Raw genomic sequence first — 14,323 nt, 5'->3', positions numbered from 1 at the left:
GGACCCCTGATTGATCCTCTCGATGGTCCTCATCGTGGCCTCAGCGCTGCCTGAGGTGGCGTTGTTGTTGACATCAAAAGTGTTAGAACAGTGTTAGAACCTTGTTAGACATCGCTTGCTCGATGCCCGTAGAATGGGGCTTTCAAGCCTTTGAGGTGCCCCTGTGGAGTTTCTTGCTGAGTACGCAAGCTTTCTCGCCAAGACCGCGACCCTGGTGATCGCGATACTGGTTGTTCTGTCGGCCCTCGCCGGCCTGCGTGGCAAGGGTCGGCGCAAGGCCGGTGGGCAATTGCAGGTTACCAAGCTCAACGACTTCTATAAGGAACTACGTGAGCGGCTGGAGACCAACCTGCTCGACAAGGCCCAGCTCAAGGCATTGCGCAAGCAGCAGGGCAAGGCCGAGAAGTTGCAGAAAAAAACACCTGACGATAAAAGCCGGGTCTTCGTGCTGGACTTCGACGGTGACATCAAGGCGTCTGCCACCGACAGCCTGCGGCATGAAATTACGGCGCTGCTGACGCTCGCGACGCCGCGTGACGAGGTTGTGCTGCGCCTGGAGAGCGGCGGCGGCATGGTCCACAGCTACGGCCTGGCTGCTTCGCAGTTGGCGCGCATTCGCCAGGCGGGTGTACCACTGACCGTGTGCATCGACAAGGTCGCGGCCAGCGGCGGCTACATGATGGCCTGTATCGGCGAGAAAATCGTCAGTGCACCGTTTGCCGTGCTGGGCTCCATCGGCGTGGTGGCGCAGTTGCCCAACGTCAATCGCTTGCTGAAAAAGCATGACATCGACTTTGAAGTGCTGACCGCAGGTGAGTACAAGCGCACCCTGACCGTCTTTGGCGAGAACACCGAGAAGGGGCGGGAGAAGTTTCAGGAAGACCTGGACGTCACTCACCAGCTGTTCAAGGATTTCGTGTCGCGCTATCGCCCTCAGTTGCACATCGATGAGGTCGCCACCGGCGAAGTCTGGTTGGGTGTTGCCGCGCTGAACAAGCATCTGGTTGATGAGCTGAAAACCAGCGATGAGTACCTCAGCGACCGTGCCCGAGAGGCGAACCTCTATCACCTGCATTTTGCCGAGCGCAAAAGCCTGCAGGAGCGGGTTGGCTTGGCCGCCAGCAGTTCGATCGAGAATACGCTGGTGGGCCTGTGGAGCCGTTTGAGCCGCTGGCGCTGAGTCAACGGTGTCCTCGGTGAGGCAACTGGTCGGGCTTTTTGCATTTCGGACTTTAAGTCTGCAAATGACCAGCTAGTCTCAGTTTCTGTTGATGGCCGGTATTTTCAGGTAATCGATGGGTTACCGGTAGCGGTCTATCGCAGGAGGGGGCGCAAGGATGAGTGATCCTTACATTGAAGACGATGGGGACGAGTTTCCAATCAATAGCCGGGTCCGCTGTGGCCAGGCGGCAGTCAGGCTCGGTTTTGCCAACATGACTGCCGACGATGCGTCAGGCCTGAACCCGCCTGCCAGCCAGCAGCGGCGTCGCCTGGCCAAGTTCGTGCCCAGGGTTGTGGTACCGAAGCGTTAACGAACACGTCAAGAATAGCCCCGTCTGCATGAGGGGCTTTTTAATGCCTTTTGTCGGTAACAGCCTGTTGAGCAAGGTATTTTTTCTGATTGATTGATCTCGCTCAAACGCCTGAGCAGTTGGTCTCGCGGCTGTAACACTTGTGTGTCTTACTAGGTGCGATTCAATCGAGGAGGACCTCAATGCGTATCAGGGAAGCGACTTATTGGCGCTGGGCAGACCGGCAATTGAGCTGCCGTAGCCATGATGAAAAACTCAGCGACGGCATCAGTATTGATGTGAAAGCCCGCCTTTCACGTACTGGCGCTACACAGTTGTTCGTGGGTATCTATGCCCGCAACGGCAAGGCGTTGGTCGAGGAGTACTACGCGAACCGGCCTTGCGAAAGCATGACCCGGGCGTTGGTGTGGGGGGTTGATCGGGCCCGGGCCTTGGCCACGGGCGCGATAGCGATTGAAACCCAAACGTTACGGCGCCAGGCCTAGGGCGTGCCGTGGCGATTGTGGCTGGCCTGGACAATGCGTTGGGCTGGCACGCGTAACTGCGTTAGCAGGTATTCGGCAAAGCCCGCGTCGTAGGGTTGCAAGGCAATGGCCTGTGCCATGCACTCAAGCCACTGGGCGCTATGGGTTTCATCGATCGGCCACTGGGCATGGAATGCCGGGATCGAGATGGGCCCATAACGCTCACTGAACAGCCGTGGGCCACCCAGCCAGCCGCTGAGAAAACAGGCCAGTTTGTCCCGGGCCATGCTCAAATCCTGCGGGTGCATGCGTCTGATGAGTGCAGCTTCCGGGCGTTCGTCCATCAACCGATAGAAATCGTCGACCAGTCGGCGCAGGCCATCAATGCCGCCAGCGGCTTGGTAGGATGCATCGCCAGTACCGAATGCAGGTTTGTTCATCCGCAGGACTCATGAGCTCAAAGGGTCATTGTAGCCAGAGCTGGCGCCGCCTTGAACGAAAAAAGCCCGACCTTTTCAGGCCGGGCTTTCTCGTTGCAATGGCGTGATCAGCTGTAGCGGTCGATCAAGCGTACGCCAGGCTGGTTTTGTACGGCGGCCCATTCATGTTGCAGGGTCTGCAGTACGTTACCGATGAAGTGGGTATCGGCAGCGGCCTTCTTGCCGACGTAGCCATGGCCACGGCGGTACATCTTGAAGCGGGCACGCATGTTCGGGTTGCGTTGCTCGAACTCTTCTTCACCAGCCAGCGGCGAGACCTTGTCGATGCGAACTTCGCCCGAGTCGCAGACCCAGAGAATGTGGCTGTCGAGACTGTCCTTGCGTGCTGCGAACAGCCGGGCCAATTCGTCGATAGTAGGTTGATTGTTCAAGTTCATCATTAAAGCCCCCTTAACCACCATTAATTGTTGAGTTATTGCTTGGCGCCAATCATGTAGCGTTGACAGAAAGCTGCTACAGCAGCGTCACAACAGGGGGCTTCTACTTTCTGCCTTTTGGGCAGTACCCATCCAGCGACAGCTCTTGGATCCGTTGAGCCGTCTGGAACACCCTTGCCAGCGCTCCCGATCGGGGAGACGTCTGCATCATGCAAGCGGCGATGAACGGCGTCAATAGGGTTTGTAGTGTTTTTTTATCTTCACTACATATTGTCCGACAATACCGGGCCTGGGCTTATTGATCCGCATCAGCGCAGGTGTCATCGGGATGGCGGATCATGGCCGGCACATGCCTTTCAGGGAGATCCTCATGCATTCACCGGCCTCCACGCCTTCCTCAGAAACCGCCAAGGCTTCGCTGCCGTTGGGCCTTATGGTCGGTATTGCGGCCTTGATTGCGGTGCTGTTGCTGCCATTGCCGGCTGACTTGCCTGTGGCGGGGCAGCGGGTCTTGGCGATCCTCGCATTTGCCGTGGTCATCTGGATCACTGAAGCGGTGTCGTACGAAGCCAGCGCCATCATGATCACTTCGCTTATGGCGTTCTTGCTTGGCACGGCACCGACCCTGGCCGATCCCTCGGTGACGTACGGTTCGTCCGCCGGGATCACCATGGCCTTGACCGGTTTCTCCAACGCAGCGCTGGCGCTGGTGGTTGGCGCCTTGTTCATTGCAGCGGCCATGACCCATACCGGGCTGGACCGGCGTATCGCACTGGTGACCTTGTCCAGTGTCGGTGTCAGCACCCGGCGCATCCTGCTGGGCGCCGTCGCAGTCACGGTATTGCTTAGCCTGGTAGTGCCCAGCGCGACGGCGCGCAGTGCCTGTGTCGTGCCGATCATGATGGGGGTGATTGCGGCCTTTGGCGTCGACAAGCGCTCAAACATCGCCGCCGGGATCATGATTATCGTTGCGCAGGGCACCAGTATCTGGAACATCGGTATCCAGACCGCAGCGGCACAGAACCTGCTGACAGTGGGCTTCATGGACAAAATGCTCGGCGGGCGAGTGTCTTGGATTGACTGGCTGATCGCCGGTGCGCCCTGGGCGGTGCTCATGTCGTTGGTGCTGATCGTCGTGGTACTGAAAATGCTTCCGCCAGAGAGCGACAGCATTCCCGGTGGCAAGGCGGCGGTGGCGGATCAGTTGGCCGCATTGGGGCCGATGACGTCTGCGCAGAAACGCTTGCTAGGCGTTTCGGTCCTGTTGCTGCTGGCCTGGGCCACGGAAGGCAAGTTGCATCGCTTTGACACGACCTCGACCACCTACGCCGGGCTGGTCTTGCTGTTGCTGCCGCGCTTTGGCGTGATGACCTGGAAAGATGTGCAGTCGCGCATTCCGTGGGGCACGGTGATTGTCTTCGGTGTCGGGATCAGCCTGGGCACTACCTTGCTCACGACGCAGGCCGGGCAGTGGCTGGGGCAGCAGGTCGTGGCCCATACCGGCCTGGACCAACTCGGTACATTGGGGGTGTTCTCGATTCTTGCGGCGTTCCTGATCCTTATCCACCTCGGCTTCGCCAGTGCCACCGCACTGACCTCGGCGCTGCTGCCCATTCTGATTGCCGTGCTGCAGACGCTGCCGGGCGACTTCAGTCGCCTGGGGATGACCATGGCGTTGGGGTTTGTCGTCAGTTATGGCTTCATCTTGCCGATCAACGCGCCGCAGAACATGGTCTGCCTGGGTACCGAAACCTTCAATGCCAGGCAGTTTGCGCGGGTCGGTGTGGTGATTACCCTGATCGGCTACCTGCTGATGCTGGTATTCGCGGCTACCTGGTGGCACTGGCTGGGCTGGATGTGAAAACAGGGTGAGACTTCGCGGTGGCGTCGCCACCGTGTGGGAACTGGCGTGCCAGTGATGCACACACCGCGAACTCACTGACACCCAGTCAACACCTTTGCAGGCAGGCTCACGCTCGCAGGCGCTTGCCCGTCAGAAGTTCGCCGGGGTGTTGGCGCTGATTATTTCGGCTTCATCCGGGCCGATGTTCTTGAAGCTGTGGGGCAGGGTGGTGGGGAAGTAGTAACCGTCACCGGAATTGAGCACGCTGACCTGGCCATCGACGCGCAATTCGATGGTGCCACGGGTAACCAGGCCGCATTCCTCGCCCTCGGTATGCACGATCGGCTCTTCACCGGAGTCTGCGCCGGGTGCATACAGTTCGCGCAGCATACGCATTTGCCGACCTTCCACGCTGGCGCCGACCAGCAACAGGCGCAGGCCGCTATTGCCCAGGTCGGGTTGTTCGTTGGAGCGGAACACGAAGCGTTCCTGGCGCGGCGGTTCATCGAAGCTGAAAAACTCTGCCAGAGACATCGGGATGCCTTCGAGCAGTTTCTTCAGGGAACTGACCGACGGGCTGACGCGGTTTTGCTCGATCTGCGAGATCGTCGAGTTGGTCAATCCGCTGCGTCTGGCCAGTTCCCGTTGCGAGAGCTTGTTGCGTTCACGCACCAGTCTGAGTCGTGTCCCCGTATCCATAGCTGCCTTAGTGTCAAAAATAAATGGCGACGCATTAAAGCACACTCGGGCCCTCAGTAGCGCACGCTCAATTGACACGTCCCGACCACATGCTGCGTAACACGCCGTCGCGGCGGATCAAGCCGTGAACCAACGCCGCCGCCAAGTGCAACAACACGGTCGCGAAGAGCAGGTAGGCGAGCCAGCCATGCGCCTGGCGAAGGACGGCGTAGACGCGGATATCCTGAGGCAGCAGTGCGGGTAACTGCAGGGGTAATGGATAACCTCCCGCCGAAAGCATGCCCCAGCCGAGCAGCGGCATGGCCAGCATCATCCCGTAGAGCACCAGGTGCGATGCCTTGGCTGCCCAGCGTTGCGCCGGTGGCAGGTCGCTCGGCAACGCGGGGCTGCCAACGCACACGCGTACGCCGATACGGATCAATACCAAGACCAGAAGGGCCAGCCCCACCAGCTTGTGTACGCTGACCAACAGGGTGTGCCGGGGTGACAGGTCACTGATCATGCCTACACCGATGAACAGCATGCTCAGGATCAGCAGAGCCATCAGCCAGTGCAGCCCGCGCAGCAGGGGATGGAAGGAGGGGTTCATGGTTGTACTCCTGAATGGGCCGCTTCGCGGCTGCGGCGGTTGAAGGATTCCGAGTAGGCGGCCGAGCGGGCGGCGAGAATCGGATCAGCAGACGGTTCAATGCCGGTTGGCAGAATCAGTGGGTCGAAGTTCAGGTCACGGCAGGCGCCTTGCTCGGCCGCATCGACCTGCTCAATGACCACGGTGCCCGCGTTGACTTGCCGCCGTTGCTCAGGCCAGGGTTGAGCGGGATCGTCGACTGCATCGCCCGGCTCGGCCAGGGTCAACAGCAGGTTCCAGCGCAAGGGGCCTTCGGTCAGGCGTTTGCGCAGGTCATTCTGCAGGTAATTCGGGTCTTCCACCTGGGCGGGTAATGCACTGAACGGGGTCAGTGGCTGTAGTTTCCAGCGCACGTAATGCGGGGTGCCCTTGGTGTCGATCAGGCGAAAGGCGTTGATGCTGTGGTAAGCCGAACTGGCAAAGCTGTCGGAGGGCTTATAGTCCTTGACCCACTGGCGAAAGGCCGCGCTTTCCGGGTGTGCGGCAAAGAAGGCCTGCAACCTTGCCGGGTCGGGTTTACCGGTGGCGGGTACCGGGGTCATTGCCAGCACCTGTTCGTAGAAACCCTCGATGGTGTTCACTGCCAGTACCGGCGGGGTATTCATGCCACTGCGCCAGCGTTGCCCATCATCGCTGGTGAATTCCACGGCCAGGCTGCGAGTGGCGACGCTGGCATCGGCGCTATGCGGGTTGGCGCCGCCGATGGCGAAGCGGCCAATAACCGGTACCCTTGGCTGGGCAAACACCCGAGCGCTTGAGAGTTCGGCGGCCTGGCCGCTGCTTTCAAAGTAGCCGCTGACGCACAGGCCTTTGGCGTGGTTTTTCCGGTAGCCAGGGTAGTGTCCGGCCTGAGCTTCGAAGGTGTCGACGATACGTTTCGGTGTCAACCGGTCCGGGCCGATCCAGCCGGCGGTAAAGGCAAAGCCTGCGCCCATTGCAGCGACGCCAAGGCCGATGGCAGTCAGGCGCAGCGTACGGGCGCGACCGTTTAGCGGAGTGCTCATGGTGCTATCCAGGTCAGTAAATGAGCGGGTAGGACGCACCCGCTGAAGTTTTATTCCATTGGCCTGGAATAAAATTCGCGGTCGGCCGTCTACCTCGTACACTGACTGCACGACGATCACGGATCACTCGATGAACGAACTGGATGACGACCAACTACGCGAGATGCTTCAGCGGCTGCGCCGTTTCGCCTTGTGGTTGACCCGCGAGGGCACGAGCGCCGACGACCTGGTGCAGGCAACGGTGGAGCGAGCATTGAGCCGGGGCGCGCAGCAGCGTGATCCTGCGAGCTTGCGTGCCTGGCTGTTCTCGATCCTTTACCGGCAGTTTCTCGACAGCAAGCGTCGAGAGCGCCGCCATATGCGCTGGCTGAGCTGGTTCGGGCGGGCCGAAGAGGTCGGGAACAATACCGAGGATATTGTCGAGGCTCAGTCCGGTCTGGCTGCCTTTGCCAGGCTTTCGGCTGAGCAGCGCGCCTTGTTGATGATGGTGAGTGTTGAAGGCATGAGCTACAAGGAGGCCGCGCAGGCCCTGGATGTACCGATTGGCACGGTGATGTCGCGCTTGTCGCGGGCCCGTGCAGCACTGCGAGAACTGACCGAGGGCACGCCGTTGCCCCCTGGGTTGCGGAGGTTGAAATGAGTCGGTTGATCCCATCCGAAGAGGAATTACAGGCTTACGTCGATGATCGGTTGCTGCCCGAACGTCGACGTGAGGTAGACAGGTACCTGGCGGCACATCCGCAGCGGGCCGCCGAGCTTGATGCCTGGCGTGCCGATGCCCGGCGTTTGCGTGCTGCCCTGGCAGGGCAAATCGAACAGGCGCCTAACCCGCGCCTCGACCCGGCCTGGGTTCGCCGCGACCTGCGTCAGCGTCGCCAGCGCCGCTGGGCCAGTGCTGCGATGCTGCTGGTCGCGTTGGGCGTAGGGGGGCTGGGTGGCTGGCAGGCGCGGGAGGTCAATCTGATGGCTGGCAACCCGCCGATGGCCGACGCCGTGCAGGCGCACCGGCTGTTCGCCTATGCATCCTCACTGGACTTGTCGGTAAACACCCCAGAGCAACTGCAGGCCTGGTTGGGCCAGCACTTCAGGCATGCCGGCAATCTGCCGGACCTCTCGGCCTATGGGTTTACTCCGGTAGGGGCACGGTTGCTGAGCAATGAGCAGGGCCCGGCCGCGCTGCTGCTGTTCCAGGACCGAAACGGTGAGCGTGTCAGCCTTTTCCTGCGCTCTCCCAGTGAGCGTTATGTGCGGATGCCCAGTGGTGAGCGCACCGAGGGCGAACTGCAAGCGCGCTACTGGTCTCGCGGTGACTATAACTATGCATTGATCAGTGACGTTGCCGATGCGCGTGGCGCGCAGTTGCGCCAGGTACTGGGCACCGCCCTGTAGCACGGGTGCTACCTGCTATTCATTAATCGAATACCGTTAATCACTGCGTTCGATTTATCGAATCCTGAGTCCCGCTCTAAGATCCTCGGCACTGACTCATCACTGGCCCCGCGGCCATAGCAGGAGAACCCGATGAACATTTTGATGGTGCTCACGTCCCACGACACCCTGGGTAATACAGGCCACAAGACCGGCTTCTGGCTGGAAGAGTTCGCAGCCCCTTACTACGCATTTCTCGATGCAGGGGCGCAGGTCACCCTGGCCTCGCCCAAGGGCGGCCAGCCGCCGATCGACCCCAAGAGCGACGATCCCGGCGCGCAGACTGCCGCCACTGAACGCTTCCAGGCCGATGAGGCTGCACGCAAGGCCCTGGCCAGCACCCTGACCTTGGCTCAGGTCAACGCCGATGATTTCGATGCACTGTTTTACCCCGGTGGTCATGGTCCGCTCTGGGACCTTGCTGAAGACCCGCGCTCGATCGCCTTGATTGAACGTTTCCAGGCACTGGGCAAGCCCGTTGGTGCGGTCTGCCACGCACCGGCGGTGCTGCGCCACACTGTGGATGCCAACGGTGCGCCTTTGGTCAAGGGCAAGCAGGTGACGGGTTTCAGTAACACCGAAGAAGCGGCTGTCAACTTGACGGATGTGGTGCCTTTTCTGGTTGAAGACATGCTCAAAGGCCATGGTGGGGTGTACAGCCGTGCCGAGGACTGGCACAGCCATGTGGTCGTCGACGGCCTGCTGGTAACCGGGCAGAACCCAGCGTCCTCCGATGCCACCGCCCACGCCTTGCTCAAGCTGCTCTAAGGCTGGCCACCCGGCTGCCCCCGAGGCAGGCGCTGTTCAGCCTGCCTTCTCTTCGTTTCAGCATCAGACGAGTTGATTACATGTCCGCACTCTTTACCCCGTTCCAGCTCAAGGGCGTGACCTTGCGCAACCGCATTGCCGTCCCGCCGATGTGCCAATACACCGCCACTGACGGCTTGATCAATGACTGGCACCTGGCGCACTACACCAGCCTTGCGCGTGGTGGTGCCGGCCTGGTCATTGTCGAGGCCACCGCTGTTTCACCGGAAGGGCGCATTACCCCGGGTTGTGCCGGCATCTGGAACGATGCCCAGGCCGACGCGTTGGCTGAGGTCGCCTCTGCGATCAAGCGCGCCGGTGCCGTACCGGGTATTCAGATCGCTCATGCCGGTCGCAAGGCCAGTGCCAACCGTCCGTGGGAAGGCGACGATCACATTGGCGAAGAGGATGCCCGTGGTTGGGACACCCTCGCACCCTCGGCGATTCCTTTCGGTACTCATCTGCCGAAAACCCCAAAGGCCATGACCCTCGAAGACATTGCCCGTGTTCGCGCGGACTTCGTGGCGGCGGCACGCCGTGCCCTGGCGGCCGGTTTTGAGTGGCTGGAGCTGCATTTTGCTCATGGTTACCTGGGCCAGAGCTTCTTTTCCAGCCATAGCAACCAGCGCGATGATGCCTACGGTGGCAGCTTTGAAAACCGTAGCCGCTTCCTGCTTGAAACCCTGGCGCAGGTGCGAGAGGTCTGGCCGGAGCACCTGCCGCTGACCGCGCGTTTCGGTGTCATTGAATATGACGGTCGCGACGAGGCGACGCTGGAAGAGTCCATCGAGCTGGCCAAGGCATTTCGCCGGGGTGGGCTGGACCTGCTCAGTGTCAGCGTGGGTTTCACTGTGCCGGACGTCTCTATTCCATGGGGGCCAGCGTTCCTTGCGCCGATTGCCGAGCGCGTGCGTCGTGAAACGGAACTGCCGGTGGCTGCTGCGTGGGGCATCGACAGCCCGGCAATCGCGCAAGCTACCCTGGCCGAGGGGCAGATGGATCTGGTGATGGTGGGCCGCGCTCACCTGGCCAACCCCAATTGGCCCTACCAGGCGGCACTGCAACTGCAGGTAGAACGCCCTTCCTGGGTGCTGCCCACGCCCTACGCCCACTGGCTGGAACGCTATCAGGTCAGCCAGTAGACTGGCCGACCTTCAGCACTGAATATTGCAGAGAGGACTGTATTGATGATTCACGTCATTGCCCGTGTAGTCGCGTTGCCGGAGCACCAGGCACAGGTTGAGGCGGAGCTGCGCACGATGGTCGCCGCTACCCGCCAAGAGCCGGGCAACCTGTGCTATGACCTGTTTGCGGACCTTGACGGTGGCGCCGGGTTCTCGTTGTTCGAGACCTATGCCGACCAGGCAGCACTGGAGGCTCACCGTGACAGCGCGCATTTTCAGGCCTACCGCAGTCGCATCAGCGGCTGGCTGGCGACACCCCCGGAAGTCCAGGTGCTACGCGCCCTGGATCAGGCGCAGAAGCCCTGTGCCTGAAGCCCGTCCTGATGCCCGACACCGCTAGCGGGTGATACGCAGGGCTGTCGTTGTCGTAGAGGTGGATCACGCCGCGCGGGGCTGATTCACCTCTACCGTAATGTGTACCAGTTCTTCGTGAATACTCAACCGCCGGCGCACGGCATCGGCGTTGAATGAGCCGTGGCTGACGAGGGAGAGGATACAGGCGTACTTTCCTTTACCAACACGCCAGACATGCAGGTCGGCGATTTCCGCCTGGATGGGGAACTGCTCGATCACCTCGCGGATTTCTTCGACGACTGGCGCGTCCATTTCGGCATCCAGCAGCACGCGCCCGGTTTCGCGCAGCAAGCCTACGGCCCAGATCGCAACCATTGCCGCGCCGACAATTCCGATCAATGGGTCCAGCCATACCGCGCCCCAGAGTTTGCCGCCGATCAGGGCGATGATTGCCAGCACCGAAGTCGCCGCATCGGCAATGACGTGCAGGTAGGCTGAGCGCAGGTTCAGGTCGTGATGGTGGTGGTCATGCCCATGTCCATGCCCTTCATGAGCGTGCCCGTGGTGGTGATCGTGATGATGCGAGTGATCGTCCTTGAGCAGCCAGGCGCAGGCCAGGTTCACCGCCAACCCGACAATGGCAATCGCGATGGCTTCGTCATAATGGATCGGGCTGGGGCTGAACAGTCGCTCGACGGACTGGAACAGCATCAAGCCCGCGATACCCAGCAGCACGATGGCGCTCGAGTAGCCACCCAGTATCTCGATTTTCCAGGTACCAAAGGCGAAGCGCCCGTCGTTGGCCAACTGCCGGGCCGCGCGATAGGCAAAAACCGACAAGCCCAGCGCCAGAGCGTGTGAACTCATGTGCCAGCCGTCGGCAAGCAGCGCCATCGAGTTGGACAACCAGCCGCCGCAGATCTCTGCGACCATCATCACCAGGGTCAAACCCAGGGCCCAGCGGGTCTTTTTTTCCGCCAGCGGATTCCCTTCGTCGAAGACATGGGAATGCCGGTACTCGGAGGCCAGTGAATTCATGGGTATCATGCTCGGGATATCAGGGGGTTCGCATACTATACCCCAGTATACTAATTGGCGAGAATGCAATGGCACACACAACCAAAGGCAAGAAGCAACTGCTGACCCGGGTTCGCCGGATCAAAGGGCAGGCAACGGCACTGGAAACGGCACTGGAGCAGGACACTGACTGCATCGCGATCCTGCAGCAGATCGCGGCCATTCGCGGTGCCGTCAATGGCTTGATGACCGAGGTGATGGAGGGTCACATTCGTGAGCACCTAGGAGCAGAGGATTTGACTGCGCAGCAGCGGCAAGCCGAAGTCGACCAGATTGCCGCTCTGCTCAGGTCTTATCTGAAGTAGTGCAGGGCGATTGATAGCGCTTAGTGGCGTGCCATGCGCTGTTGCAGGTACTCGATGACGGCCTGTTGTTCGCCAACGAATTCAACCCGTTCGCCCTTGCTGGCGCGCTGGAAGGCGTACATCGGGTCGTAATACTCGTTCAGCAGGCCTGCGATCCAGCCGCGGTGCAAGTCAACCTGAGCACTGCGTTGCTGCTCATCGAGCGCGTCCTGCAGCAGGGTCGAGAAACGCTTGTAGCGCTCGCCACCCAGGCGTTTCTGGATGTTCGCCATGCTGTTTTGCAAGCGCTGGGCATACTGTACGAACCCCGTCTCCTCGCCGTGGACAGCGATGAACTCGGCACACAGGCCCGTGACGTAGTCCTGAAGGATGCGTTCGATACGGTGTTCCAGGCTGTCTTCGAGCCAGACCATGGGGTATTGCTGCATGCCCTGGTAGAGCTCCAGGGGCAGGTTGCAGCTGCCGACCAGACGGCTCTCGTCCTCGAGTACGAACTGTTCGATACCGGCATCACGCTTTTTCAGCAGGTCGATGGCCAGGCGGTTTTCAAAGTCAATCTGTGCCGGCTGGCCGGTAGCGCGCTTGCCGAAGCTGGAACCACGGTGGTTGGCCAGCCCCTCCAGGTCGATGGCGTTGCGCAAGGCATGGATCACCTCGGTCTTGCCGGTGCCGGTGAGGCCGCCGACCAGGACGAAATCGCACTGCGCCACTGCCTGCTGGGTGGTCTCAAGGAGGAAGGTGCGCATTGCCTTGTAGCCACCGACTACACGCGGGTAGTCGATACCGGCCTCGTCCTTGAGCCACTGCTGGGTGATCTGTGAGCGCAGCCCGCCGCGAAAGCAGTACAGGTATCCGTTTGGATTGGCCCGGGCAAAGGCAGCCCAGGCGGCAATGCGCTCGTCCTTGGTAGCACCGCAGACGAGTTGGTGACCCAGTTCAATGGCCGCCTGCTGGCCGCGTTGCTTGTAGCAGGTGCCGACTCGCTGACGTTCCTGATCATTCATCAACGGCAGGTTGACTACACCGGGAAAGGCACCTTTGTTGAATTCAACGGGGGCGCGAACGTCCATCAGTGGCACATCATCGATAAACAGTGAGCGGTAGTCGTGGGTGTTGTCAGCCATTACACCACCTCTACCGCGTGCCGCTGTCGCTCGACCAGTTCACCGATCGGAGCCAGTGTCAGGCCCAGTTCGGTGGCTACAGACAGAAATTCGGCTTCACCCTCGGGGCTTACTGCAACCAACAGGCCGCCGCTGGTCTGCGGATCGCAGAGCAGGTTTTTCTGTTCATCACTCAGGGCTGCGATCTTCTCGCCGTAACTGTCGAAGTTGCGTTGCGTGCCGCCAGGCACGCAGCCTTCGGCCAGGTAGTAATCGACGCCGGGCAGGCGCGGTACGGCGCTGTAGGTGATGCGTGCGGTCAGGTTGCTGCCGTCGGCCATTTCCACAAGGTGGCCGAGCAGGCCGAAACCGGTAACGTCGGTCATCGCCTGAACACCTGACAACTTGCCGAAACGGCTGCCGGGTGTATTCAGTGTGCACATCCAGTCGCGGGCCAGGTGTTTGTCCTCCTCGCGCAACCGGGCTTTCTTTTCCGCCGTGGTGAGGATGCCAATCCCCAGTGGCTTGCTCAGGTAGAGGCGGCAGCCCTGTGTGGCGGTGTCGTTGCGTTTCATGTGGCGTTTTTCGACCACGCCGGTGACGGCCAGGCCGAAAATCGGCTCGGGTGCATCAATGGAGTGGCCACCGGCCAAGGGAATGCCTGCGGCATCGCATACGGCGCGGCCACCACGAATCACTTCGCGGGCCACTTCTGCGGGTAGCAGGTTCACTGGCCAGCCGAGAATCGCGATGGCCATGAGTGGGTCGCCACCCATCGCGTAGATATCGCTGATGGCGTTGGTGGCGGCAATGCGGCCGAAATCGTAGGGGTCATCGACAATCGGCATAAAGAAATCGGTGGTCGAGACCACGCCGCGCTCGTCATCGAGTGCGTAGACGGCGGCGTCATCGCGTGAGGCATTGCCGACCCAGAGTTTCGGGTCCAGATGCTGGGCGCCGCTACCGGCCAGGATCACGTCCAGCACCTTGGGGGAAATCTTGCAACCGCAGCCGGCACCGTGGCTGTACTGGGTCAGGCGAATGGGTTCGCTCATGTCACACCTCAAGGAGTTATAGC

General features: G+C 60.9%; 18 protein-coding genes. 10 read left to right on the top strand and 8 right to left on the bottom strand.

Annotation, left to right across the window (positions count from 1 at the left end; genetic code table 11):
- Positions 1 to 163: 163 nt before the first annotated feature.
- The 3 genes from sohB to CS390_RS13790 all read left to right on the top strand — a co-directional run bounded on the left by sohB (position 164) and on the right by CS390_RS13790 (position 2,017).
- Entirely contained in the window at positions 164 to 1,180 is a 1,017-nt protein-coding gene (sohB, locus tag CS390_RS13800) for a protease SohB (RefSeq protein WP_099775067.1), read from the top strand.
- Positions 1,181 to 1,337: 157 nt separating this feature from the next.
- A complete protein-coding gene (locus CS390_RS13795) occupies positions 1,338 to 1,532 on the top strand; it encodes a hypothetical protein (RefSeq protein WP_099775066.1) in 195 nt (64 codons plus the stop codon).
- A gap of 182 nt (positions 1,533 to 1,714) precedes the next feature.
- A complete protein-coding gene (locus tag CS390_RS13790; protein WP_099775065.1) occupies positions 1,715 to 2,017 on the top strand; it encodes a hypothetical protein in 303 nt (100 codons plus the stop codon).
- Here CS390_RS13790 and CS390_RS13785 read toward each other — a convergent pair.
- Complete coding sequence (locus CS390_RS13785) at positions 2,014 to 2,436, bottom strand: group II truncated hemoglobin (protein WP_099775064.1); 423 nt, start codon at positions 2,434 to 2,436, stop codon at positions 2,014 to 2,016. The two genes, CS390_RS13790 and CS390_RS13785, sit on opposite strands and share 4 nt — an antisense overlap.
- Before the next feature lie 107 nt (positions 2,437 to 2,543).
- On the bottom strand, positions 2,544 to 2,873 hold the full coding sequence (locus CS390_RS13780; protein WP_065757698.1) for a hypothetical protein: 330 nt from the start codon (positions 2,871 to 2,873) through the stop codon (positions 2,544 to 2,546).
- A gap of 370 nt (positions 2,874 to 3,243) precedes the next feature.
- Here CS390_RS13780 and CS390_RS13775 point away from each other — a divergent pair, with 370 nt between their 5' ends.
- On the top strand, positions 3,244 to 4,734 hold the full coding sequence (locus tag CS390_RS13775; protein ID WP_099775063.1) for a DASS family sodium-coupled anion symporter: 1,491 nt from the start codon (positions 3,244 to 3,246) through the stop codon (positions 4,732 to 4,734).
- A gap of 132 nt (positions 4,735 to 4,866) precedes the next feature.
- Here the strand turns inward: CS390_RS13775 and CS390_RS13770 are convergent, their stop codons facing one another.
- The 3 genes from CS390_RS13770 to CS390_RS13760 all read right to left on the bottom strand — a co-directional run bounded on the left by CS390_RS13770 (position 4,867) and on the right by CS390_RS13760 (position 7,047).
- On the bottom strand, positions 4,867 to 5,415 hold the full coding sequence (locus tag CS390_RS13770; protein ID WP_065757648.1) for a cupin domain-containing protein: 549 nt from the start codon (positions 5,413 to 5,415) through the stop codon (positions 4,867 to 4,869).
- A gap of 67 nt (positions 5,416 to 5,482) precedes the next feature.
- Positions 5,483 to 6,004 (bottom strand): cytochrome b, encoded by a 522-nt coding sequence (locus CS390_RS13765; protein ID WP_099775062.1) that lies wholly within the window; start codon positions 6,002 to 6,004, stop codon positions 5,483 to 5,485.
- Positions 6,001 to 7,047, bottom strand: coding sequence for a catalase family peroxidase (locus tag CS390_RS13760; RefSeq protein ID WP_099775061.1), 1,047 nt, complete (start codon positions 7,045 to 7,047; stop codon positions 6,001 to 6,003). Before CS390_RS13760 ends, CS390_RS13765 begins: the two co-directional genes overlap by 4 nt.
- 130 nt (positions 7,048 to 7,177) lie before the next feature.
- Between CS390_RS13760 and CS390_RS13755 the strand changes: the two genes are divergently transcribed.
- The 5 genes from CS390_RS13755 (at position 7,178) to CS390_RS13735 (ending at position 10,778) form a co-directional block, all read left to right on the top strand.
- On the top strand, positions 7,178 to 7,687 hold the full coding sequence (locus CS390_RS13755) for a sigma-70 family RNA polymerase sigma factor (protein ID WP_065757645.1): 510 nt from the start codon (positions 7,178 to 7,180) through the stop codon (positions 7,685 to 7,687).
- Entirely contained in the window at positions 7,684 to 8,436 is a 753-nt protein-coding gene (locus CS390_RS13750; protein ID WP_065757644.1) for an anti-sigma factor, read from the top strand. The genes CS390_RS13755 and CS390_RS13750 overlap by 4 nt, the downstream gene beginning before the upstream one ends.
- A 132-nt stretch (positions 8,437 to 8,568) precedes the next feature.
- Positions 8,569 to 9,243, top strand: a complete 675-nt coding sequence (locus CS390_RS13745; protein ID WP_065757643.1) for a type 1 glutamine amidotransferase domain-containing protein — start codon at positions 8,569 to 8,571, stop codon at positions 9,241 to 9,243.
- A gap of 80 nt (positions 9,244 to 9,323) precedes the next feature.
- Positions 9,324 to 10,424 carry an NADH:flavin oxidoreductase/NADH oxidase gene (locus tag CS390_RS13740; protein WP_099775060.1) on the top strand — a complete coding sequence of 367 codons (1,101 nt, stop codon included), beginning with the start codon at positions 9,324 to 9,326 and terminating at the stop codon, positions 10,422 to 10,424.
- Between the two features lie 45 nt (positions 10,425 to 10,469).
- A complete protein-coding gene (locus tag CS390_RS13735; protein WP_099775059.1) occupies positions 10,470 to 10,778 on the top strand; it encodes a putative quinol monooxygenase in 309 nt (102 codons plus the stop codon).
- 66 nt (positions 10,779 to 10,844) lie between these two features.
- Here CS390_RS13735 and dmeF read toward each other — a convergent pair whose 3' ends face one another.
- On the bottom strand, positions 10,845 to 11,798 hold the full coding sequence (dmeF, locus tag CS390_RS13730) for a CDF family Co(II)/Ni(II) efflux transporter DmeF (protein ID WP_099775058.1): 954 nt from the start codon (positions 11,796 to 11,798) through the stop codon (positions 10,845 to 10,847).
- 68 nt (positions 11,799 to 11,866) lie between these two features.
- Here dmeF and CS390_RS13725 point away from each other — a divergent pair, with 68 nt between their 5' ends.
- Positions 11,867 to 12,142, top strand: a complete 276-nt coding sequence (locus CS390_RS13725; protein ID WP_065757639.1) for a metal/formaldehyde-sensitive transcriptional repressor — start codon at positions 11,867 to 11,869, stop codon at positions 12,140 to 12,142.
- Between the two features lie 20 nt (positions 12,143 to 12,162).
- On the opposite strand, the gene mnmH is transcribed toward CS390_RS13725, so the two are convergent.
- Positions 12,163 to 13,266 (bottom strand): tRNA 2-selenouridine(34) synthase MnmH, encoded by a 1,104-nt coding sequence (gene mnmH, locus CS390_RS13720; protein ID WP_099775057.1) that lies wholly within the window; start codon positions 13,264 to 13,266, stop codon positions 12,163 to 12,165.
- The gene (gene selD, locus CS390_RS13715) at positions 13,266 to 14,300 is read right to left on the bottom strand and encodes a selenide, water dikinase SelD (protein ID WP_099775056.1); all 1,035 of its coding nucleotides are present in this window, start codon (positions 14,298 to 14,300) and stop codon (positions 13,266 to 13,268) included. The genes mnmH and selD overlap by 1 nt, the downstream gene beginning before the upstream one ends.
- Positions 14,301 to 14,323: the final 23 nt, after the last annotated feature.

The organism is Pseudomonas sp. HLS-6 (assembly GCF_002753995.1).
GTDB classification, from domain to species: Bacteria; Pseudomonadota; Gammaproteobacteria; order Pseudomonadales; family Pseudomonadaceae; genus Aquipseudomonas; species Aquipseudomonas defluvii.
Note: the sequence above shows the minus strand (reverse complement) of the source record. Positions and strands in the feature narration are given on the sequence as shown.

Bases quoted from the DNA above. Each gene is read 5' to 3' on its own strand.
- CS390_RS13795 (WP_099775066.1), top strand. From the start codon at position 1,338: ATGAGTGATCCTTACATTGAAGACGATGGGGACGAGTTTCCAATCAAT.
- CS390_RS13790 (WP_099775065.1), top strand. From the start codon at position 1,715: ATGCGTATCAGGGAAGCGACTTATTGGCGCTGGGCAGACCGGCAATTG.
- CS390_RS13785 (WP_099775064.1), bottom strand. From the start codon at position 2,436: ATGAACAAACCTGCATTCGGTACTGGCGATGCATCCTACCAAGCCGCT.
- CS390_RS13780 (WP_065757698.1), bottom strand. From the start codon at position 2,873: ATGAACTTGAACAATCAACCTACTATCGACGAATTGGCCCGGCTGTTC.
- CS390_RS13775 (WP_099775063.1), top strand. From the start codon at position 3,244: ATGCATTCACCGGCCTCCACGCCTTCCTCAGAAACCGCCAAGGCTTCG.
- CS390_RS13770 (WP_065757648.1), bottom strand. From the start codon at position 5,415: ATGGATACGGGGACACGACTCAGACTGGTGCGTGAACGCAACAAGCTC.
- CS390_RS13765 (WP_099775062.1), bottom strand. From the start codon at position 6,004: ATGAACCCCTCCTTCCATCCCCTGCTGCGCGGGCTGCACTGGCTGATG.
- CS390_RS13760 (WP_099775061.1), bottom strand. From the start codon at position 7,047: ATGAGCACTCCGCTAAACGGTCGCGCCCGTACGCTGCGCCTGACTGCC.
- CS390_RS13755 (WP_065757645.1), top strand. From the start codon at position 7,178: ATGAACGAACTGGATGACGACCAACTACGCGAGATGCTTCAGCGGCTG.
- CS390_RS13750 (WP_065757644.1), top strand. From the start codon at position 7,684: ATGAGTCGGTTGATCCCATCCGAAGAGGAATTACAGGCTTACGTCGAT.
- CS390_RS13745 (WP_065757643.1), top strand. From the start codon at position 8,569: ATGAACATTTTGATGGTGCTCACGTCCCACGACACCCTGGGTAATACA.
- CS390_RS13740 (WP_099775060.1), top strand. From the start codon at position 9,324: ATGTCCGCACTCTTTACCCCGTTCCAGCTCAAGGGCGTGACCTTGCGC.
- CS390_RS13735 (WP_099775059.1), top strand. From the start codon at position 10,470: ATGATTCACGTCATTGCCCGTGTAGTCGCGTTGCCGGAGCACCAGGCA.
- dmeF (WP_099775058.1), bottom strand. From the start codon at position 11,798: ATGAATTCACTGGCCTCCGAGTACCGGCATTCCCATGTCTTCGACGAA.
- CS390_RS13725 (WP_065757639.1), top strand. From the start codon at position 11,867: ATGGCACACACAACCAAAGGCAAGAAGCAACTGCTGACCCGGGTTCGC.
- mnmH (WP_099775057.1), bottom strand. From the start codon at position 13,266: ATGGCTGACAACACCCACGACTACCGCTCACTGTTTATCGATGATGTG.
- selD (WP_099775056.1), bottom strand. From the start codon at position 14,300: ATGAGCGAACCCATTCGCCTGACCCAGTACAGCCACGGTGCCGGCTGC.